Genomic DNA, 20605 nt, shown 5'->3' with positions numbered 1-20605 from the left:
AAAAAAAGTTGAAGTTGGAACCTTCATGCAGGGAGTACTCCATGAAAAAGTTATCAAGAAAAAGCAGCAGGAACATTTGCGTAGAAACTACAGAATATAACTATCTCATCTAAATGGTTATATTTAAAATAACAGAAATTTTCACGCAACCATTTTAAATTTTCAGGTCATAGAAGTATAGCACCTTTTGAAAGTCAACTAAATTCCACCTGCACATTATGAAAAATACTACTCTTCGATATTTTTTTCTTGTTGTATCTACTTTTTTTATGATTGGTTGTTCCTCCGATGATAATGAGGAAAAAAGCTTTGGGTCCGGACCTTTAGCTTTGACAGTGGGAACAAGTGAAAACAATTGTGAGATTTTGAAAATAAAATGCCCTGTGGGTGCAGTATGTGATGAGAATTTCATCTATCGCGCATATTCATTTGAAGATCGGGATTTACGGATCTATATCTCATTTGACCCTGATGTTGTGGATAATTATTCCCTTGAGTCTCTTCGGGAAAACTTCAACTATATTAATTTCTCCATACTTTTTCCTGAAAAAGCTACGGCAGATTCCAGATTCTATTACAGCAACCGGAATCCCGTGCGGGAACTGGGTACAGTTTCTGAAGAAGGAGTGGAATTCACTATGGATAGTTACGAAAACGGAGTTCTAAAAGGAGTGATTACCGGAACAATAAATGAGATCACAGAAGCTATAACTTCAGATGATCCCGATTGTATGACAGGTGATATAGCTGGCCGGTGTTTCGAGTCTCACGAAGTAAATATTCCATTTTCTGTAGTATACAGTTTTTGCCTCGAATAATAAGCACTGAAAGTTTTTCGAAGAATTGAGGCAATAGTTCATCTTAAGGCAAAAATTATTAATTTAGAAGCTTAATCCACCAGATGAGCTTCAGCAGAAAAGAGTAGGCAAATCTGACATACCAGACGAACGATCCATGCCTGCAGATGCTCTCTTATATTTACTAATCCTTTTACCTGTAGCCGCATTTTTTTATGCATCGGTAGGGCATGGTGGTGCAAGTAGTTATTTGATGATCCTGGCACTTGCCGGCTTTGCTCCCGAGGAAATACGACCTACGGCATTGTTAATGAACATCATTGTTTCTTTTGTAGCTTTTACAAACCACCGAAAAACATGCGAATTTCCCACAAAACTTTTCACCCAGCTAATCATTTTCTCCATGCCCGCTGCTTTTATTGGAGGGCTTGTTGTGGTTAACACCGCCGTCTATATGAACATTCTCGGGGTGTTACTGCTGTTTCCCATTTTTCAATTTCTGGGGCTATTTCCAAAGAATTATTTTAAAGGGGTAGAACCTAATAGGTGGATGCCCCCGATGATAGGTGTACTTATCGGGTTCTTTTCAGGATTGATTGGAATAGGTGGAGGAATCATCCTTTCCCCCCTGTTGCTAATGCTGGGGTGGACAAATATTCGACAAACCGCTGCGCTGAGCGCGCTGTTCATCTTTGTAAATTCTGTTGCAGGATATATTGGTACCCTTGGTTTCAGTTTTTCATTTGACCGGTCGCTCTGGATCTTTATTCCGCCAACGGTAATTGCCGGGATGTTGGGCAGCTATTATGGATCACACCGCTTCAACGTAAAGATCGTGAAAAACCTGCTGACCTTCGTACTTGCGGGAGCAGCAATTAAGTTGATCCTGTCATGACCCCGGGTCCGGAAATAGCAATTTTTGTACTTGCAGGAGGAAAGAGCAGCAGGATGGGCCGCGATAAAGGCAGGGTTTTGCTCAACGGTAAACCAATGATTGCACATGTTCTCGAGACATTACAGGAACTTGAACTTCCCATTAATATCATAGCAAATGATGCTTCCTATGAACAATTTGGTTACCCGGTTTTTCGGGATGTTGTAAAGGAAAAAGGCCCCATGGGCGGAATGTTAACAGCTTTTGAAAATACCACCGCAGATGTGGTTTTCCTGGTGAGTTGTGATATGCCATTTATAACTACAGAGGTGGCAAAGATCCTTATGAAATCGGCCAGTCAGGATGAAATTGTCGCTGCCCTGGTGGGGGAGAGGATACATCCGTTATTTGCATTATACCCGGTTGAGCTAAAGAAAAGTGTAAAGGATCTTATTTCTGAAGGGAACTTAAAAATGACTGATTTCATTTTAAAAAACAAGCACACTTTAGTACCTTCCGGTTTCTGGAAATCTGACGGAATTTTCCGGAACATAAACACGCAGCAGGAACTTAATGAAGCAGAGGAACAATGGAACTATTTAAAATAAAAGCATTTGGCCTGTTGGCAGAAAAACTGCAGGCATCTGAATTTGATTTTCCTTATCACAAAGACACAGAACAACTTCTGAATGCGCTGAAGGAATCACATCCTGAACTACAATCTTCCAAATTCTCCCTTGCGGTGGATAAAAATCTTGTTCAGCAAAATACCGGCCTCAACGGAAATGAGGAAATTGCTTTATTACCACCATTTTCGGGAGGATGAAACGATTTGAGAGACAAACCATATTACCCGATTTTGGTACCGCCGGGCAGGAGAAACTTGCCCGTGCAAAAGTGCTGGTAGTGGGAGCAGGCGGACTTGGATGTCCTTCCCTGTTGTACCTTGCTGCCGCCGGAGTGGGGACTATTGGGATTGCAGACGGTGACAGCATCAGTGAATCAAATCTTAACAGACAAACCCTCTTTGGACAGAACGACATCGGCAAACCAAAAGCTGAAACCGCTGCCAATATCCTGCAACAAAAATATCCTGATGTAAACCTCAATGTAATTCCTCAATTTCTTACGCCGCAAAATGCTCCGGAAGTGCTTGAGGAATACGACCTTATCCTTGACGGCTCCGATAATTTTGGAACCAGGTATATGATCAACGACCTGTGTGTGCTGCTTCAAAAGCCGCTAATCATGGGTGCCATTTATCAGTATGAAGGTCAGCTGGCGGTGTTCAATTATGGGGAGCGGCCCATTAATTACAGGGATATTTATCACAGTCCGCCGCAATCGAGTGAGATTCCGAATTGTAGTGAAACAGGAGTGATTGGCGTGCTTCCGGGAATCATAGGAAATCTTCAGGCAGCCGAGGCCATCAAGTTACTTTCGGGCCTTGGGAAGGTGCTGACTAATAAATTACTATTCTACAATTTAAAAACTTCCGGATTTTTTGAAGTGAATGTGGATCCCAACCCTGAATCGGTAAAATCGATTCCTCAGGATCTGGAAAGCTTCAGAAGAAAAAATTATGAGATCACCTGCGGCCTGGCAGAAAGCATCAGCTGGGAAAAAGCCTTTGACTGGTCCCGCAATCTTGAAAGTTCCAAATTGATCGACATCAGGGAAGCCGGGGAAATGCCGGAACTTGATCAGCCGGGAATAGAGAAGATTCCGATGTCTGTCCTGCTGCAGGATCAGGAACAGCTGGAATCTGTAGAAAACGTTTTGTTGTTCTGTAAATCGGGGCAGCGGAGTGAAAATCTGGCTGCACGGCTAAAAGAGCTTTTTCCGGAGAAAAAAATATTTTCCATAGCAGGAGGGATTTTAGATCCTTCTTCACCTTTAAATACTAGAATTCATGGCACGTAAACCAAAAAATATATTTGTAGAGGGAGCCATCTCTCCAGAAAAAATAGCGACTTCGATTCAGCATCATAGCGAAAAAACTGATATCGGGGCACATTCCATTTTTCTGGGCCAGGTAAGGGCAGACGAGAAGGAGGGAAGCGTGGTGAGAGCGATCGAGTACACTGCCTATGAAGAAATGGCCTTGCAAAAAGCTTTTGAAATTCGTGAAGCAGTGTTCGAAAAATACCCGCTCACCTGTATGCACATTTATCACAGCCTTGGCGAGGTCAAAACAGGGGAAATTTGCCTTTTCGTATTCACTTCCTCGAAGCACCGTAAAGTGGCTATTGATGCCTGTGAAGAGCTGGTGGAACGAATAAAAAAAGAACTACCGGTGTGGGGAAAAGAGCTGCTTGAAAATGGGGAAACCTGGAAAGTAAATACCTAATTAAAGAACAAAAATGGTCAATATAACCCATAAAAATAATACGCTTAGAATAGCCATTGCGCAGGCGGTGGTAAAGGTGAGTAGTCCCGAAACGATCCAGGCAATAGAACAGAGAAAAGTGCCAAAAGGAGATGTCTTTGAAATGGCAAAAACCGCCGGACTTTTTGCAGCGAAACGCACCAGCGACATGATTCCCGATTGTCACCCTTTGCCGATAGAATATACCAACGTTAGTTACCGGATTGACGATCTAACCGTGATTGTTGAGGTGGAGATCCATACCATTTACAAGACCGGAGTTGAGGTGGAGGCGATGCATGCTGCCTCTGTAGTAGCCATAACCATGTATGATATGCTGAAACCGATTGATAAAGGGATTAGCATTGAAAATATTAAACTGCTCACGAAAAAAGGCGGAAAGACAGATTACAGGAAAGTAGTGGAGGAAAACAATCTTACTGCAAGTGTGATCGTATGTTCCGATTCTATTTCTGCGGGTGAGAAAGAAGATAGGGCAGGGAAAGTCATTATTGAAAAGCTGGAGTCATACCAGGTTAACATCAGGGATTATACTATCATTCCTGATGAAAAAGAGGAAATTCAGGCACTGGTAAAAAGATACGTTGATGAGGGAATGAGTATGGTCATCCTCACCGGCGGCACCGGACTTTCACCCAGAGACGTTACTCCGGAAGCAGTAAAACCATTGCTGGAGAGAGAAGTTCCTGGTATTGAAGAAGCCATTAGAGCTTACGGGCAAAACCGGACTCCGTATTCCATGTTATCCAGATCTGTTTCAGGATTGATTGGGAATACGCTTGTGCTGGCATTACCGGGCTCCACAAAGGGAGCAGAAGAATCTATGGATGCTGTTTTTCCGGCAATAATGCATATTTTTAGAGTGCTGGCTGCTTTTAAGCATGACGGATAAAAAGCGTTTTTTCAGCCTTTATAAAAAATAAATTGGGACTCTAATTGCAAATTAAATTTTCAATTCGAGTCCCAATTTTTTATAAGCTAACCCTGCCCCACGAAATTTAAATCTCAAATGGTAGGAACGGTATTTTTAATTCTGTCTGCCTGCTTTTGTGCTCCTTAGTTTTTATTCGATTTGAAACTATAGATGTATTGTTGTTTCATATTCTATGCATTCGCTTGCAGTAAGACACAATGGTGCCGGTTTTTAAAAGTGCAAGTCGATTATACACAAATTTCAGCGCCATGATCAACATGATCAAATTCCAGTTTTTTCTGGGTGCGAAGAATTCTATGCATTAGTTCATCTACCGTGAGTTCTAAAGCAATGGTGCCTTCCTGAATTTCTATTTGAAATGTTGCCTCCAGTTGGTTTAACAACAAATTTACTTCGGGATTTGTAAGCTCCAGTTCCTGAAGCGTAAAGTATTTTATAGTGTCATAGGATTGGTAGATATTCAGTTCTCGCTGAAAGAAGCTATATAGTTTCTTTTTATTGTTTTTTATCTCTATCTCAATATTTTCCATAAGTTGAGTATTTTGATGAATTTGATCTATTTGTAATTTATCAGGTTTTGTCCGGGTTCCTTAGAAATTTCAGGGCTCCTTTAATCCTGATTTAAAATTCAATTTGCAGGGCTATTTTCTCCTGCCATTTTAAAGTTTATCTGCATGATAATCTTTATAAGAAGTGCTGCTTTAACAACAAACAAATTTTTCGTTCCCGAGGCCTCTCATATATTCTTTCCCCTTTTCAGTAGTAATAGCATTCATATAGAACATTAGAGCCTCATGATGAAATTGGGCCCGTGTAATATCTGTAATATTCAGGTATGGGGAAGTGTTGTAAGACATGACTAACTGAAAAAATATTTTAGCATAGAAATTTGCATCAAAATCTTCTCTGTAGTAGCCCTGGGCTCTTCCTCTTTCAATATTATGAACAAGTATATCTGAAAATTTTTCAGAAAAAAGCAGGATGTGCTTATTAAAAATATGTGGATAGTACTTGATCAATTGCCTTAACAGAATAGAATCATTTGTCTTGGAAGCTTTTTCTATGTCTTCATCACGGGAGAACATTCTTTCTATGGCATTTTCAATTTTATTGTCAAGATTTTCCATCGTTTCCAATATATTGTTCATTCCATGGGCAAGAACATCTTCCAGCAGCATATCTTTATTTTTGTACTGCTGATAAAGTGTTTTTTTTGACATGCCGAGTTCTTTGGCAATATCATCCATAGTTACCGTCTTGGCGCCGTTCTCCAGAAAAAGCTGTGACACTTTTTCAATTAATGTTTTTTCTTTCTTCATTTATTTCAAATTTCAACATTGCAAAAAAGTACAATTAAAACTATTTTTCTTTTCCTGTTGCTTTTTTTAAATATAGGTAAATTTAAAAAAGATAGTTTTGATCTTACCTTGGAGGGGGATGTAAAGAAAGAAAACTGCCCATAATGGGCAGTTTCTTCTGTTATTTAAAACTCACTTTTTGGAGCAACGTGCACATATTCCGCAACCATTAACTCCTCATAATCGCTTTTCTCTTCTTTTGAGAATTTCTCCTCTAGACGTGCCACGATCAAATAAACCACCGGCACTATCACCAAAGTAAGGAACAATGAGGACAGCAATCCACCAATGATCACAATTGCGAGTCCGTTATTCATTTCTGCCCCCGCACCTGATGCCATTGCAATTGGCAACATACCAAATACCATTGCAATAGTGGTCATAAGGATAGGACGTAACCTGGCATGGTTGGCCTGGATAAGTGCATCCTTGATCTTTTCTCCCTGTTCCAATCTGTGGTTGGCAAAATCCACCAACAGAATAGCATTCTTCGCCACCAGACCAATGAGCATGATGATACCCAGTATGGTAAAGATGTTTAAACTCTGGTTGGTTAACGCCAACGCCCAAAGTGCACCAATGAACGAAAGTGGAATAGAGAACAATACGATGAACGGCTTGATAAAGTCATCATACAACACCACCATGATCATATACACCAGCATAATAGCTGTTAACAGGGCGATTCCAAGAGTTCCGAATCCTTCGCTCTGGTTTTCCATGTTTCCACCCCAGGTCCAGCTTACGCCGTTTGGTTTTTCAACATCGGCAAGACTTGCTTCCCACTCCTGAGCTACGGTACCTGTAGTTTTACCTACAGTCTGTGCGCTTACCGTTACCGATGGTGCCCTGTCATAACGTTCCAGCAAGGAAGGGCCTGAACCGTAGCTAATGTCTGCAAACTGAGCCAGGTTTACCTTTTGTCCCATGTTGTTAATAAAGTTGATGTTCTCCACATTATTAATACTGGTTCTGTAGGCTTCATCCAGAATGATATTTATATCATACTCTGTGTTTCCTGTCCGGTATTTATTATCGGTGTTTCCGCTAAAGGCTGTTCTAAGGGTTTGTCCTACGGTAGCCACATTTAATCCCAATTTAGTCATCCTGTCACGGTCAACAGACACTGCGATTTCGGGGTTTCCATCCTCCACACTCAGGTCAATCTCGGTAGCACCTTCAATGCTTCGAAGTTTTGCCTCGGCTGCCTGGGCGTAAGCCATGGCATCTTCGAGGTTACTTGCAGTAATGGTCATCTGCAATGGAGCCTCTTCTGCACCTATGATTCCCATAGGAACAGTGGTCACTTTAGCACCTACTAACTCCTGTTCAAGCTCACGTTTAAGTTTTGCAGCATAGACGTTTGTTTTATCGTCTCTTTCAGATTTATCTACCAGAGTCACATTGATTTCCGATTTATAAGCGGTGGATTGTGCCGCACCCATTCCGCTGCTGGATTGCCCAACGGTGGTGATCATTCTTTCAATTTCGGGCTTCTGCCTTAGAAAATTTTCAGCCTGTTGGGTCAGAAAGTTAGTTTCCTCAATCGAGGTATCCTTATCCAATTCAAGCTGTACCAGGAATTCCCCCCGGTCTGCTTTTGGGAAGAAGTCGGTCCCTATATATCCCAGACCAACCAGGAAGAAGGAACTTATGAACAACACCCCTGCGATAATAATCGTAACGAGCTTGTGATTCATACACCACTTAAGGATTTTGGTGACCTCATGCGTGAAGATATCCAGTCCTTTTTCAAAGCCGTGGATCATTTTTCCGAAAAGTGATTTTTCACTAATAAGCTCCAGTTTTCCATACCTTGAAAACAACCATGGAACCACGGTAAAAGAAACCAGCAGGGATAGTAAAGTCGCAATTACCACGGTCATTGCAAATTGACCAATAATGTCAGCAACCAATCCGCTACTTAAAGCGATCGGGAGGAATACCACCACAATTACCAGAGTAATGGCAGTAACGGTAAATCCAATTTCTTTTGCCCCGTCATACGCCGCACGTACTTTGTTCTTGCCCATTTCCATGTGTCTGTGAATGTTCTCGATCACCACGATCGCATCATCCACAAGAATACCTACCACCAGTGACAGTGCAAGCAAGCTCATAAGGTTTAGGCTGTATCCCAATAGCAGCATTCCAATAAAGGTTGCAATAAGCGAGGTTGGGATCGCCACCATTACAATAAGCGCATTCCTGAAAGAATGCAGGAAGAATAGCATCACAAATGCCACCAGGGCTACTGCGATGAAAAGGTCTTTTATTACTGAGTTTGCTGCAGCCAGCGTAAATACAGAAGTATCATTGGCCAGCTCGATCTGCACGCCCTGTGCGGCATACTGCGCTTCTATCTTCTCAATATTCTCCTGAACCAGTTCACTCACCGTTACGGCGTTCGCATCTGTTTGCTTCTGAATTTGAAGCAAAATGGTATTCTGCTGATCTATACGGGCGATTTTTTCAATATCTTTCTGAGTACTCTGAACTTCAGCAACATCTGAAAGCCGTATGTCCTGCCCATTATTGGAAGTCAGCACCAGGTTTCTCAATTCCTCCACTGAATTGATCTTTCCGGCAAGACGGATAAGAGTAGTGTTTTCCCTCGTCTTTAAACTTCCTGTAGGGAAATCCATATTCGACATGGAAATCATTTGTTGTACCTGCGGAATGGTCAATCCATAACCTTCCAGCTTGTTCTGGTCCAGGTTTACTTTGATCTCCCTTTGCTGCCCACCAATCATATTCACCTGTGCCACCCCCGGAATACGTGAAAAGTTAGGCTGAATTTTCTCATCGATAAGGTCATAGAGCTCATGTTCACTCAGGTTTGCTGTAACCCCCAGACTTACTACCGGAAGATCTGACAATGAGAACTGAGAAATAGACGGCTCATCAATATCATCTGGTAAATCACTTCGAATGGCGTTGATCTTACGTTGTGCATCATTCAAGGAATAATCTACATCTGCTTCGTTGTTAAACTGAATGGTGACTACCGAAAGGCTTTCAAAAGATTTTGTTTGAATCTTTTTGATGTTTTCCAAAGAAGACACTGCATCTTCGATTTTCCTTGAGACGGTATTCTCCACTTCGGCTGGTGATGCTCCCGGATATACGGTTGCCACAGTCACCACCTTGACTTCGAATTTCGGGATCAACTCATAACTGAGCTGAGTATAGCTAAAGAGTCCGCCAAGGATAAGTAATGCAAGCATCACGATCACGAGGCTGGGTCTTTTTATAGAAACTTCTGCTAATTTCATTTTTTTCTTTCTTAATGTTTATTGGATGACCTTAACACCTGCATTGTCAATTAGGTTGATCTGTCCGCTGGTCACTACTACGTCACCTTCGGTTAACCCTCCTGTTACCTGCACTTTATCTCCATAGTTTACACCACTCTGGATCTGGGTAAGGACCGCTTTGTTATCTCTAACAACAAATACTTTGTTGTCACTTATACTTCCTACGAAAGCTTCTCGTGGAACGGTAAGCACATCGTTCATTCCGGCACTATTGAAGACAGCAATACCATCCATTCCGGCTTTTATTTTCCTTTCACTGTTGTCCAGCGTTATTTCAACAGAAAATTTCAATGCACCGTTAGAAGCCGGAGCTATAAAGGTAATTTCACCTTCGAGAGATTCTCCGGTTACCGAAGGAACTACCTGTACCGTGTCGCCAATGCTTAACTGACTTACCAGATTCTGGTCTACCTCCACTTTTAATTTTAGGGAACTAATATCCACTACTTCTACAATTCCGGTACCGGCACCTACTACGGTTCCCACTTCTACCAGTTTTTTGTTCACGATCCCGTCTATCTTGGATTTTACATTGGTGTCTCCGGAATTTAATTGTGCAGATTCCAGCTGTGCCATTGCGTTTTGCACCTGTAGCTTTGCCTGGTCCAGCTGCATTGCGGTAACACCTCCAGATTTGAAGGCTTCTTCATACCTGTTCAATGAAGAAACTGCATTATCAAGATTTGCCTGGGCATTGTTCACATTTACGTTAATCTTATCACCAGATATTTTTGCAATGGTTTGGCCGGCTTTTACTTCGCTGCCTTCCTCTACAAAGAGGCGTACCAGCTGGCCTCCAAGTTCAGGGGAAACCTGTGCCTGTGTCTTTGGAAGGAAAGTTCCGTTCACTCTAAAAACCCCGCTGATGGATTCCTTCTGTGCTTTTGCAGTTTTTACTGCTATCTCTGTATTTGTTTCGGCAACAATATCCAGTTCTGCCTGATTCTTTTTCTTGTTATTCTGAAGAATGAAGAAAAAAGCTGCTGCAATTCCCAACAGGGCGATTACTGTTATGACTGATTTTCTTTTCATTTTATTTTAGTTGTTTAAGTTTAATGTTCTTAGTTTTCCCTGAGATTTGAGTAGTTCCACCTCGGCAAGTTTATAATCCAGCCTTGCATTGGTAAGATTGTTTTTTGAATCTGCAAGATCCCGTTCGGCATCCAGCATGTCGTTAAGAGAGGCCAGTCCCAGGCTGTAATTGTTCTGGGTATCGTTAAAAACTTCCTGTGCCAGCTCCACATTCTCTATCTGATTTCTAATTGTAATAAGGCTGTTTTCCAGTTGAGCCAGGGCGTTGCTGTAAGCAAGCTGCAGGGCCAGTTTGGTTTCCCGGAGGTCTGCCTCGGCTTTTTCAATTTCAATCTTATCCTGTTTCACCCTTGATCTTGTGCCGAAGCCATTGAAAATGGGAATCTGAATATTAATACCCACAGATGACATATCTCCCCAGAAAACACCTTCATCTTCTCCATTCCATATGGGTACTTCCGGTCCCTGTCCCAACCATCCGTAATTAGCCACAAAGGCTGCAGAAGGATAATACTCTGCCTGGGTGGCTTTCTTTTGCCAGTTAAGCAGCTCCAGTTGTTTGTTGATGAGTTTGATTTCTGTCCTGTCTGCCATGAAATCATCATTCATTTCGGGCAAAAATCCAGGATCAAAAGTTTCCTGCGGAAGTGCTATAGCTTCATCTATAGGCATTCCAATCATGAATTTCAGGGCATTCTGGCTTAGTTGTACGGCATTAATCAATTGCTGCCTGTTTGAAGTAAGATTGTTCAAAGCTACCCTGGTCCTGTCATAATCGATCTTCTTTGCAAGGCCGTTATCATACAGGCCTTTCACGATTTCAACAGTCTGTTCGGTAAGGTCCAGGTTACTTTGCAGGTTTTCCAGCATTTGCTCTGTCTGGTATACCTGGTAGTAAGCTGTTGCTACTTTTTCTATGATTTGTTCTTCTGTAAGTTCGTGGTTGAGCAGGTAGAATTCTTTCGTGGATTTTGCAGCTTTAAGCCCAGTAAAAACCGATTGGTTGAACAGCACCTGAGACAGCTGTGCGCTTACGTTAGAAGTCCATTCCTGTCCAAAAGCCACTCTTACGCTTTGTCCCGGTAATCCAAAGATCTCTCCCGGCAAAACATTCTCCTGTAACAACGGATTAAAGGTGGTGCTACCACTTACTGATAATTGTGGCAGGGCATTGGCTCTTACTTCGGCTATTTGTGCATCTCCTCTTTCGATGTCCAGCCGGGACTTTTCAGCGTCGGCTTTATTATCAAGGGCGTAAGACACGGCCTCGGCTAAGGTTAGGACTTTGGCTTCCTGTGCGAATGTAAAACCACTTGCTAAAAGAAAGCACATTATTAATCTTTTCATTTTTGCTTCAGTTATTATTAAACTTTAATTCGTGAATGAGGATGCAAAGATAATACCAAAGGAAACTAAAAAACAAATTTAGTTTCCTAGTTTTTTGAAAATAATTTCTGAAGGCTAGGATAGAAGAGAAAAATGCTGTTGATCTGGACTTGTATCAGGTAAGTTCGGAACCCCCTTAAGGCTTCAATATGGTATTCATGCCAGTCCGGTAGAATTATTGGGAATCAGAAAGGGTTCTTAAAAAGGTAATATGGTTGCTAGCCAGAATGTCATAAATGAGTCTGAAAAAGGTTTTATCTGGAACATGACGTGAAGAAAATGATGGATTACCACAATTTTTTAGCTTCAACTGGAGCTTTTATCTTACTACAAAAAGCAAACATGAACTGAAATTATCGGGTGATTCTGAACTTTGAGTCACTTGTCCTTTGCATTTAAGGGTATTGAAAAATTGCGTTGATTTTTACTATCAGTTCTTATTCCGCAGTGCCAGGTTAATTCAGCAGGAAATCCGGACTGGTTTTTTTACCGGATCCGGTTTTTTTTAAAGAAACCTGTGGCAACATTTAGTGGACGTAAGGCTCCGTGTTTCTTGAACATGTGCTTGATCATTCGCTCATCAATGTTGGCAAGTGTTTCCACGGCTTCTCTTATAAAAGGCCCCTTGTTGAGCATCACACATTCGGCGCGTACAGACATGGCTGCGTCTGTGATCTCGGCACGGGAAGCCAGACCTTCCTTCAGCAGATTTTCAAGAACCTGAGTTGCCCAGATGATAGGAACATGGGCTGCATCACAAAGCCAAAGGATTTGTTCCTGAACTTCGGCTATTCTTGCAAACCCTACCTCAATGGCAAGGTCACCTCGTGCCAGCATGACGCCAAACCGCGAACTGCGCATGCTTTCCAGTAATAATTCCGGAAGGTTTCGAAAGGCTTCCCGGGTTTCTATTTTCAGGATGATAGGCAGCTCATCTTTGTGGAGTTTTCGTAATTCCTCCTGCAATTGGTGCACATCTGATGGTTTTCGAACAAAAGAGTAACCCACCATGTCTGCATTTCTGCTGATAAATGGCAGGATCTTTAAATCATATTCGGTGAGGGGCGGCAGGCTAAGATCTGTTTCAGGAAGATTAATACCCTTATCACTGCGAAGATTAGTGCCTTTTCCGGGTCGGGCACGAGTGATGAGGACCTCCATCCGGTCTTTAGAAATTTCGGTTATTTCACCGCCAATTTTTCCGTCGTCAAAAAATATCGAATGCCCCATCTGCACATCTTCCCAGATTTCGGGGAGGGTGGTAGAGATTTGTGCCGGTTTTACCTGTTTTCCTTGCCCGTCCAATTTTGCGGCATCTCCGGTTACAGCTTTTCTATAGATATGTAGTTTCTCCCCAACGGAAAGCCGTATCGCCGCACCTTTGCTTTTTTTCCCTTCCAGCTGTGGATTTATGGGTCCGGTGCGGAGTTTTGGCCCCGGAAGATCCATATAAATAAGGCAGGGTCTCTCGTGCTTTTTAGCTGCTTTCCGGATGTTGTTGATCATTTTCCCCCAGGTATCCTCGTCGGCATGGCTACAATTGATACGGGCCACATCCATTCCTGCACCTACCAGTTTTTCCACCAGTTGGGGATCATCTGCTGCCTCCAGGGGCATAGTGACCATAATCCTGGAGCCGGAGCGGCGGGATGGGCCAAAAATGGCTTCGGTATTTTTGTTCAGCAGCTTTCTTCCGGCAGGGTAATTTAGAGTAAGAGGTGTGTCGGGATAAATTCCGGAAGGTTTCTCTCCGGATATCTTGTAAAGGATGTGCAGGATGTTGTCGATGTTCACACGGGTGAATCGCTCGGCATGACTTAGCGAGGACAAACCAAGGGTAGTTAATTCCTCCTGTACCGGCCGAAGATCAAAGGACCTCATGGCGAGGTAATTGATCAAATTGCGGGCACTTTTCTCATTGGTAGGATGTACTTGATCAAAAAAGCTATCGGGAAAGGATCTTTCCTGTTCAATGATAAAGTTCCTAACCTTTTCCAGTTTCCCGATAAGGCTTTTAATATCGACCTGCTCGTTTGTCATGTCATCAAAATTCTTTAATAAAGATAGAGTTTTTGATGATGACAGTAGATGATAAGCATCATGATTTGAATTACATGCTACCCATTAAAAGGAAGAACAACAGCACTACCACAAGGATGGAGTATATGGCCGGTTTGATCCAGCTCTTTCTTTTATATTCAACATATTTTCCTATGAATTTGTTCCAGAAGAATTCATTCAGGATGGCTGCGCCAATCACATTGGCAACGGGAGTAAGTCCGGGGTCAAGGTTGAGAGCCTGGATTGTAAGGGCTGTCACGATCAAATATACAATTCCAAAGGTCAATACATAAACAGCTTCTTTTTTCTTTCCGATACTTCGCAGGTTGGAAAAAAGAAGTACAGCTGCGAAGATAGGAGAGAACAGGATTGAAAAAATGATGATGAGGGTTTTGGAATAAAACGCCGGTATTTCCTGTTGATTCTCTTCAATGGGATTTTCTGATTCCCAACCTGAATTTTCCTCCTGATCTGCCATGAATATGATTTTTTTTTAAGGCTGCAAATTTATTCAAAAAATGCAGGAAATACAGGCTTTTTAAATCTGCATTTATGCTTTTATTGGCAGGAGGTTTATACATGTTTTGCGGAAATAAATCCTCGTAAGAAAATCCGGATTTCGAATTATTGATTTATACGCCAGGTTCTTCAGAAATAAGATGAAAAGAAATCCCGGGTCCCTAGGATCTCATATTCTCTTTATCCTTCAGGAGCCTTTTAATGTCTTTATTATTTCCGTAGAGGACCATAATATCGTCCTGGTAAAGTTTGGTCTTTGCAGAAGCTACGCCCTGCACATTGGAAACATCTTTTAACGAGCCTATTTCATTCTTTTCACGGGTGAGTTTAATTGTCGTAAGTACAATGATATTATAGTTCTTTTTGAGGCCAATTTCTTCAAGCGTCCTACCGTCAAATTCCCTGGGGACTGTGGTTTCCACAATGCTGTAATCCCGGTTCACTTCAAAAGAATCCACAACGCCGTGCAAATTGAGCTTTTTGGACCATCTTTCGGCTGTTTCTTCTTCGGGATGTATGATTTCATCTACTCCCATGGCTTCAAGTACCATTTCCTGCAGTGGAGAAACGGCACGGCTTATAAGGCGTTTTACATGCAGCTGCTTCATAAGTGCTGTAGACATGATGTTAGCGCCCTTATCTTCCCCAATTCCCACGATCACGATATCGGTGTCTTTGAGTGGGAGATTGGAAACAGCGGCAATATCTGTAGAATCAAGATTGACGGCATGAGTGATCTTATCTTTTATAGCTTCTACTTTGGCCATATTAATATCGACGCCTATAACTTCATTTCCCATTTCGGTTAATTTTTCGGCTAAAGAAGCTCCGAAATTTCCGAGTCCGATGATGATATATTTCATAACAAGAATTTAATTCATTAAAATTTCTTCATGAGGATACCTGTAATTCAGGTGTTTGACATTCCTTAATACAGCAATGAGAATGGTTAACATGCTCACCCGCCCAATAAACATGGTTAAAATGATCACTATTTTTGAGGCTGCAGTTAAATCTGCAGTGATCCCCAGGCTTAATCCTACTGTACTGTAAGCCGAAAAACATTCAAAAGCTATACTTAGGAGATCTTTTTCGCTGTCGAAAGAAGCAATGAGAAAAATTGCCATCCCGATAACGACAAGAGAGAGTGCTATGATTGCAAAAGCCCTGCGGACAGAAATATCTGTGATTTCCCGGCGATATACTTCTATCCGGTCTTTTCCCCGCGCTAGACTTAGAAAATTGAGAGTAGCGACGGCAAAGGTACTTGTTTTGATACCACCACCCGTAGAACCGGGAGAAGCTCCTATCCACATAAGAAGAAAAACAATCATGACAGTAGAAAGGTTTAATGCCGAAGTATCAACAGAATTAAATCCTGCAGTCCTGGGGGTGGCCCCACCAAAAAAGGCGGTGACAATTTTTCCGAAGCCATTATGTTCTGCAAGAGTATTGTTGTATTCAAAAAAATAGAACAAAACACTTCCCGAAATGAGCAGGATCACAGTGGTGGTTAGCACAATTCGACTGTTAAGGCTTAGTACCCAAGGTTTGTAGACAGAATCCTTTGGATGGCGCAATTTCAGAAACTGATGCTTTGCGAAGTATCCGAAGTATTTGTAAAGGTTGAACAGTATGGGAAAACCAATTCCTCCCAGGATAAACAGAACTGCCACAATGAGCTGAAGCGGATAATTAAACTGAAATTCCGGTTCATACAGACTGTTTTCTAAGGTGGAAAACCCCGCATTACAAAAGCCTGAAACGGTATGAAAAACAGCAAAAAAGATTCTTTCAGAAACAGATTCGATTACCTCCTTGGAGATGCTCAGGTAAATAAAAACTGCTCCTATGAATTCAATCAAAAAAGTAACAAGGATAATTTTCTTCAGAACACTGAATACCTCTCCAATTTTATCGGAATTGGTCATATCCTTCAACATCAGCTGGTTCTCATAGGATGCCCTTCCCCTGAAGAAATAACTGAAATAACTGGCGAAAGTCATAATTCCTAAGCCTCCCAGCTGAATAAGAATAAGTATAATGGTTTGGCCAAAGCCGGTAAAATAACTTCCGGTATCCACCACAATGAGGCCTGTAACGCAAACGGCACTGGTGGAGGTGAAAAGTGCATCTAGAGCCGATATTCCTTCATGTGTGGCTTTTGGGAGCATCAATAAGAAAGTCCCCATAAAAATAATGAGTAAAAAGCTGCCGATAAAAACCTGAGCGGGATTGAGGTATTCCCGTTTGAAATCGAAAGTAAGAGCAGAAAATTCCCTAATGAAATAGAGGAAAATGGTAAGAAAAACCCATCCCATTTTATTGAAAAACTGCAGAAAATCACTGCCTTCAAGAAGAAGGTCTATTTGCACCAGCCCCAAAATTATAAACAGAGAAAAGAGCAGGGCATCAAAAATTCTCACCTTTACCCTGAACTTCTGTTTGGATAAAAGGTATCTCACAAGGATAGAAATAACTCCCAGAAATAAAACCACCGGATAAAATGAATCCAGTACATCCCTGGTTTCTGCTGAATGAGGGAATCCAAGATCGAAAATTAAAACACCTACAGTGGTCAAACTTAACCAGAAAGAGCATTTTTTAAGAAACCTGAAAAGTTTGCTGCTAGGAGTCATTTGCTCCTGAAAGCCAGAAAGATCCAATCTAATTCTTTTTTAAAGTTCACCGGTTCTGGAAAAATAATCCAGAGCCACAATCAGTAAAAAAATCAGGATGACCAGGATGATTGCAGGCCATTTTAAATGGCTGTAATTTGATTTCCCGGAATCTGGTTTTAGCTGTTTATTTTCCTCTCCATCCTTATCCACTAAACTTTCCTTTTGAAATTAGATTACAAAGTTATGCGGAAGGATATAAGTAGGTTATAAAGATTATGGTGTCCATATAAAGATTTTATAAAGATTTTTGAGCAGGAGGTAATGGGAGAGTTACTTAAACCGGTACCCCACCCCACTTTCGGTAATTATATGTTGAGGTCGGTTGGGGTTTTCTTCGAGCTTTTTTCTTAGCTGAGCGACGAAAACCCTTAAATACTGGGTTTCTTTTAAAGCTCCCAAACCCCAGATTTCCTTGAGGATATATTGGTGCGTAAGAACTTTTCCCTGGTTTTTAACAAACAGGGCAATTAATTTATATTCTGTGGTAGTGAGTTTTACAGGATTTTCATTGCGTTTAACAGTTCTTGAAACAAGATCTATTTCCAGATCCCCTACAAAAATTTGAGGCTGGTTATCGAGATTTTGATTGAGACGAATGGAAGATCTGATCCTCGCGAGCAATTCCCCTGTCCTGAACGGTTTTGCTAGATAATCTGTAGCACCATTATCGAGGGCCTCCACAATATCTTTTTCGCTGTCCTGTACAGAAAGCATAATGATCGATTTTTCATACCAGTCCCTTAATTCTTTCAAGATTTCGTGGCCATTTTTGTCAGGCAGACCAATATCCAGAATGATAAGTTCAGGAGAATAGTTTGCAGCCAAAGCCAGCCCTTCTGCTCCTGTGGAAGCCTGTATAACTTTGTAGTCATGGCTTTCCAGGGAAATCTTCAGTAATTTCCTTATTTGTGGTTCATCGTCTATAATTAAAATCTCACCTTTATTCATTTTCATAGGTATTTAAGTAGGTGGTTTCAGCTGGAATAATGACTGTGAATTTAGCACCTCCTGTGAGTCTGTTTTCTACCTTTATGCTGCCGTTATGGGCCTGCGCAAAACCTTTGGCAATAGAGAGTCCCAAACCTGTTCCTCCCGTTGCAGTGTTTGGCAGCCTGTAAAATTTGTCAAAAACCGCATTAATCTTATCTTCCGGAAATCCTTTTCCGTTATCTGCAATTTCTATTTTGCAAAGGCTTTCTTCATGATCCACGCCTATTTCTATAATCGAACCCGGGGGAGTATATTGCAGGGCATTATGTATTATGTTGTGGAGGATTTGCTCTATTAAAGCTCCGTCCATTTTGAAAAGCGGCAGTTGATCATTAGATTCGTAAATGATCGTATGATTTGAACATCCATCCTGGTTGTTCTGGATGACGTTGTGGATGAGTTCATTCATGTCATACCAATCTACCTGAAGCTGGATAAAATCAGATTCCAGCCTGCTCATGCTAAGTAAGTTTCCTACCTGGCGATTAAGACGGTGCCCTGCAATATCAATTTCAGAATACAGCTCCATTTTGTTTTCTTCGGAAAGTTTTACGGAATTTTCTTTCAGGGTATCTATGGCTCCCACAATGGTCGATATAGGGGTTCGCAGTTCATGAGAAAGAGAGTTTAGTAAAGTATTATATAATTTGATGGTTTTTTCCCGCTCCTCTTTATCCCGTACCTTACTTTCTGCATTTCGTATCCTGGTGGTGAAAAAAGCATTCATAAGAGCAATGACAAAATACATGGAAAACAAAAGAACATCCTCTGGGGTTCCTACATGAAAAGTGTGCCGGGGCGGGATAAAAAAGAAATTCCAAATGAGGGCACTGCCGATGGCAATTAGCATTATTGGCAGAACCTCAAACAACATGGCCAGCAACGAAACCGCCAATAACAGAATAAGAGCCACACTGTGATAATTGATCAAATCTATGGAAAGATAACAACTAAGAGAGATAATAAAGATCAATCCAAAGCCCAGGAGGTACTGCTGCTTACTGTTTTTTCTTACCTTTTCTAAGACATCCATGGAGAATAAAATCTTTTTCAAAAGTATTATTTTTGGAGGAGGAAGTAACTACAGATATGAAATTCTACAGCGAAGGGTTTCTTTATTAAACTATTTCTGAAATTTGTAAGTCAGGAAAAACAGTATGATCTTCAGAAAAATAACTGGTTAATTAAAAAATCATCCTATCTATTTTTAAGAAAAGTAAAAAAAGAGGCTGTCCAAAAAGCACTTCTTGGACAGCCTCCTCATTCAGAATTGGGTTTGAATTACATCTTCCATAGGCAAGCAATTTTAGCTGTTAATAGAATCTGTAAAAATCAATTGGAAACAGATTTAACTTTTATTCATATGCATTCACTTTAGTTCCTGAATTTAAGGTGAGATATTCCTAATGCTATCCTCTTTCCCGTACTTCAAACATAATTGGTAAGGAATACACCACGGCAACAGCTCTGTCTCGTTGTCTTCCCGGAGTCATTTTAGGTAAGAGCTTCACCACACGTTCGGCCTCGTTTTCGAGTCTTTGGTTAGGTCCTCTGGCTTTGATATCTACAACATCACCTTTTTCATTGATCTTGAAAACCACATAGATCCTGTTGAACCCATATAGTCCCATTTCAGCACCAATACCGGTATTAAATTCACGTCTTACCAGGGCATCGATTCTCTCGGTCATACATTTTTTCTGCTCATCCCTGTCCTTAATATTCTCACACCCTGGATAGATAGGAATGTTTTCCACCACTGTAAAAGGAACATTTTCTATTTCTTCCTCTTCTTCTTCATATACAATGTCCTTTACTTCAATGATCTTGTCGATCTTTTCGTTCTGGCTGCTTTCTGTGGACTGGATAAGGTCTTCTTCAACATCTATTTCGTCTTCAACAATCTCCACCACTTCGGGCATTGCAGGTGGCGGGGGAGGAGGTGGAGGAGGAGGCGTATTGAGCTGAGTAATGGGAATGTCTTCCAGATCTTCATCTGGAATTTCTACCTGAAAATATTCGGCATCACTTTTTTCATAGGATTTCCATTCCAGACCAAAATAAGTGGATGCCAGCACCAGTATCAATCCAATCTGAAAAAAGATGATGCTTGATCTTCCCAGGTCGGCTTTTGGATATTTTTTGACTTCCATAACAGTAGATTTAAAAATTAATGAACTAAAACAATATATAGAGGGATTTCTCCCGTTAAATAGTCCTATTTAACCTGCCTTCATATTCTTTGCGGTAGTGTAGCAGATGTACAC

The 20605-nt window shown here is 41.3% G+C and carries 20 protein-coding genes; 7 read left to right on the top strand and 13 right to left on the bottom strand.

What is annotated here, in order from left to right:
* The first annotated feature begins 218 nt into the window (after nucleotides 1-218).
* From IE056_RS16870 to moaCB, 7 genes are all read left to right on the top strand, one after another.
* A complete protein-coding gene (locus tag IE056_RS16870; protein WP_189606128.1) occupies nucleotides 219-818 on the top strand; it encodes a hypothetical protein in 600 nt (199 codons plus the stop codon).
* Between the two features lie 136 nt (nucleotides 819-954).
* Nucleotides 955-1692 carry a sulfite exporter TauE/SafE family protein gene (locus IE056_RS16865; protein ID WP_189606126.1) on the top strand — a complete coding sequence of 246 codons (738 nt, stop codon included), beginning with the start codon at nucleotides 955-957 and terminating at the stop codon, nucleotides 1690-1692.
* A complete protein-coding gene (mobA, locus tag IE056_RS16860) occupies nucleotides 1689-2279 on the top strand; it encodes a molybdenum cofactor guanylyltransferase (RefSeq protein WP_189606123.1) in 591 nt (196 codons plus the stop codon). The genes IE056_RS16865 and mobA overlap by 4 nt, the downstream gene beginning before the upstream one ends.
* Nucleotides 2261-2497 carry a MoaD/ThiS family protein gene (locus tag IE056_RS16855; protein ID WP_189606121.1) on the top strand — a complete coding sequence of 79 codons (237 nt, stop codon included), beginning with the start codon at nucleotides 2261-2263 and terminating at the stop codon, nucleotides 2495-2497. Before mobA ends, IE056_RS16855 begins: the two co-directional genes overlap by 19 nt.
* Nucleotides 2494-3594 carry a HesA/MoeB/ThiF family protein gene (locus tag IE056_RS16850; protein WP_189606119.1) on the top strand — a complete coding sequence of 367 codons (1101 nt, stop codon included), beginning with the start codon at nucleotides 2494-2496 and terminating at the stop codon, nucleotides 3592-3594. Before IE056_RS16855 ends, IE056_RS16850 begins: the two co-directional genes overlap by 4 nt.
* Nucleotides 3584-4021 carry a molybdenum cofactor biosynthesis protein MoaE gene (locus IE056_RS16845; RefSeq protein WP_189606117.1) on the top strand — a complete coding sequence of 146 codons (438 nt, stop codon included), beginning with the start codon at nucleotides 3584-3586 and terminating at the stop codon, nucleotides 4019-4021. Before IE056_RS16850 ends, IE056_RS16845 begins: the two co-directional genes overlap by 11 nt.
* Nucleotides 4022-4034: 13 nt before the next feature.
* The gene (gene moaCB / locus IE056_RS16840; protein WP_189606115.1) at nucleotides 4035-4952 is read left to right on the top strand and encodes a bifunctional molybdenum cofactor biosynthesis protein MoaC/MoaB; all 918 of its coding nucleotides are present in this window, start codon (nucleotides 4035-4037) and stop codon (nucleotides 4950-4952) included.
* A gap of 269 nt (nucleotides 4953-5221) precedes the next feature.
* On the opposite strand, the gene IE056_RS16835 is transcribed toward moaCB, so the two are convergent.
* The 13 genes from IE056_RS16835 to IE056_RS16775 all read right to left on the bottom strand — a co-directional run bounded on the left by IE056_RS16835 (nucleotide 5222) and on the right by IE056_RS16775 (nucleotide 20491).
* Nucleotides 5222-5524, bottom strand: a complete 303-nt coding sequence (locus IE056_RS16835) for a hypothetical protein (protein ID WP_189606113.1) — start codon at nucleotides 5522-5524, stop codon at nucleotides 5222-5224.
* Between the two features lie 171 nt (nucleotides 5525-5695).
* Nucleotides 5696-6313 carry a TetR/AcrR family transcriptional regulator gene (locus IE056_RS16830; RefSeq protein WP_189606111.1) on the bottom strand — a complete coding sequence of 206 codons (618 nt, stop codon included), beginning with the start codon at nucleotides 6311-6313 and terminating at the stop codon, nucleotides 5696-5698.
* 164 nt (nucleotides 6314-6477) lie between these two features.
* Nucleotides 6478-9627 (bottom strand): efflux RND transporter permease subunit, encoded by a 3150-nt coding sequence (locus IE056_RS16825; protein ID WP_189606109.1) that lies wholly within the window; start codon nucleotides 9625-9627, stop codon nucleotides 6478-6480.
* Between the two features lie 18 nt (nucleotides 9628-9645).
* A complete protein-coding gene (locus IE056_RS16820) occupies nucleotides 9646-10701 on the bottom strand; it encodes an efflux RND transporter periplasmic adaptor subunit (RefSeq protein WP_189606107.1) in 1056 nt (351 codons plus the stop codon).
* Between the two features lie 6 nt (nucleotides 10702-10707).
* The gene (locus IE056_RS16815) at nucleotides 10708-12048 is read right to left on the bottom strand and encodes a TolC family protein (RefSeq protein ID WP_189606105.1); all 1341 of its coding nucleotides are present in this window, start codon (nucleotides 12046-12048) and stop codon (nucleotides 10708-10710) included.
* A 525-nt stretch (nucleotides 12049-12573) separates the two neighbouring features.
* Nucleotides 12574-14127 (bottom strand): pyruvate kinase, encoded by a 1554-nt coding sequence (locus IE056_RS16810; RefSeq protein ID WP_189606104.1) that lies wholly within the window; start codon nucleotides 14125-14127, stop codon nucleotides 12574-12576.
* A gap of 70 nt (nucleotides 14128-14197) precedes the next feature.
* Nucleotides 14198-14626, bottom strand: coding sequence for a hypothetical protein (locus tag IE056_RS16805; RefSeq protein ID WP_189606102.1), 429 nt, complete (start codon nucleotides 14624-14626; stop codon nucleotides 14198-14200).
* 202 nt (nucleotides 14627-14828) lie between these two features.
* Nucleotides 14829-15530 (bottom strand): potassium channel family protein, encoded by a 702-nt coding sequence (locus IE056_RS16800; RefSeq protein ID WP_189606099.1) that lies wholly within the window; start codon nucleotides 15528-15530, stop codon nucleotides 14829-14831.
* A 9-nt stretch (nucleotides 15531-15539) separates the two neighbouring features.
* Entirely contained in the window at nucleotides 15540-17306 is a 1767-nt protein-coding gene (locus IE056_RS16795; RefSeq protein WP_189606178.1) for a TrkH family potassium uptake protein, read from the bottom strand.
* A 39-nt stretch (nucleotides 17307-17345) separates the two neighbouring features.
* Nucleotides 17346-17498 carry a hypothetical protein gene (locus IE056_RS16790; protein WP_189606098.1) on the bottom strand — a complete coding sequence of 51 codons (153 nt, stop codon included), beginning with the start codon at nucleotides 17496-17498 and terminating at the stop codon, nucleotides 17346-17348.
* Between the two features lie 120 nt (nucleotides 17499-17618).
* Nucleotides 17619-18302 (bottom strand): response regulator, encoded by a 684-nt coding sequence (locus IE056_RS16785; RefSeq protein WP_308427657.1) that lies wholly within the window; start codon nucleotides 18300-18302, stop codon nucleotides 17619-17621.
* On the bottom strand, nucleotides 18289-19392 hold the full coding sequence (locus IE056_RS16780; protein ID WP_229793799.1) for a sensor histidine kinase: 1104 nt from the start codon (nucleotides 19390-19392) through the stop codon (nucleotides 18289-18291). The genes IE056_RS16785 and IE056_RS16780 overlap by 14 nt, the downstream gene beginning before the upstream one ends.
* Nucleotides 19393-19747: 355 nt before the next feature.
* Nucleotides 19748-20491: an energy transducer TonB gene (locus IE056_RS16775; RefSeq protein ID WP_189606096.1), complete on the bottom strand. Its 744-nt coding sequence runs from the start codon at nucleotides 20489-20491 to the stop codon at nucleotides 19748-19750.
* Between the last annotated feature and the right edge of the window lie 114 nt (nucleotides 20492-20605).

Origin of the sequence: Salinimicrobium marinum, from assembly GCF_014651535.1 — a bacterium.
Lineage (GTDB): Bacteria > Bacteroidota > Bacteroidia > Flavobacteriales > Flavobacteriaceae > Salinimicrobium > Salinimicrobium marinum.
This window is presented reverse-complemented; position numbering and strand designations above follow the sequence as displayed.

Coding starts and splice junctions, on each gene's coding strand:
- IE056_RS16775 (WP_189606096.1), bottom strand. CDS start 20,491: ATGGAAGTCAAAAAATATCCAAAAGCCGACCTGGGAAGATCAAGCATC.
- IE056_RS16850 (WP_189606119.1), top strand. CDS start 2,494: ATGAAACGATTTGAGAGACAAACCATATTACCCGATTTTGGTACCGCC.
- IE056_RS16835 (WP_189606113.1), bottom strand. CDS start 5,524: ATGGAAAATATTGAGATAGAGATAAAAAACAATAAAAAGAAACTATAT.
- IE056_RS16815 (WP_189606105.1), bottom strand. CDS start 12,048: ATGAAAAGATTAATAATGTGCTTTCTTTTAGCAAGTGGTTTTACATTC.
- IE056_RS16865 (WP_189606126.1), top strand. CDS start 955: ATGCCTGCAGATGCTCTCTTATATTTACTAATCCTTTTACCTGTAGCC.
- IE056_RS16825 (WP_189606109.1), bottom strand. CDS start 9,627: ATGAAATTAGCAGAAGTTTCTATAAAAAGACCCAGCCTCGTGATCGTG.
- IE056_RS16805 (WP_189606102.1), bottom strand. CDS start 14,626: ATGGCAGATCAGGAGGAAAATTCAGGTTGGGAATCAGAAAATCCCATT.
- IE056_RS16870 (WP_189606128.1), top strand. CDS start 219: ATGAAAAATACTACTCTTCGATATTTTTTTCTTGTTGTATCTACTTTT.
- IE056_RS16810 (WP_189606104.1), bottom strand. CDS start 14,127: ATGACAAACGAGCAGGTCGATATTAAAAGCCTTATCGGGAAACTGGAA.
- mobA (WP_189606123.1), top strand. CDS start 1,689: ATGACCCCGGGTCCGGAAATAGCAATTTTTGTACTTGCAGGAGGAAAG.
- moaCB (WP_189606115.1), top strand. CDS start 4,035: ATGGTCAATATAACCCATAAAAATAATACGCTTAGAATAGCCATTGCG.
- IE056_RS16830 (WP_189606111.1), bottom strand. CDS start 6,313: ATGAAGAAAGAAAAAACATTAATTGAAAAAGTGTCACAGCTTTTTCTG.
- IE056_RS16845 (WP_189606117.1), top strand. CDS start 3,584: ATGGCACGTAAACCAAAAAATATATTTGTAGAGGGAGCCATCTCTCCA.
- IE056_RS16820 (WP_189606107.1), bottom strand. CDS start 10,701: ATGAAAAGAAAATCAGTCATAACAGTAATCGCCCTGTTGGGAATTGCA.
- IE056_RS16800 (WP_189606099.1), bottom strand. CDS start 15,530: ATGAAATATATCATCATCGGACTCGGAAATTTCGGAGCTTCTTTAGCC.
- IE056_RS16785 (WP_308427657.1), bottom strand. CDS start 18,302: ATGAAAATGAATAAAGGTGAGATTTTAATTATAGACGATGAACCACAA.
- IE056_RS16795 (WP_189606178.1), bottom strand. CDS start 17,306: ATGACTCCTAGCAGCAAACTTTTCAGGTTTCTTAAAAAATGCTCTTTC.
- IE056_RS16855 (WP_189606121.1), top strand. CDS start 2,261: ATGGAACTATTTAAAATAAAAGCATTTGGCCTGTTGGCAGAAAAACTG.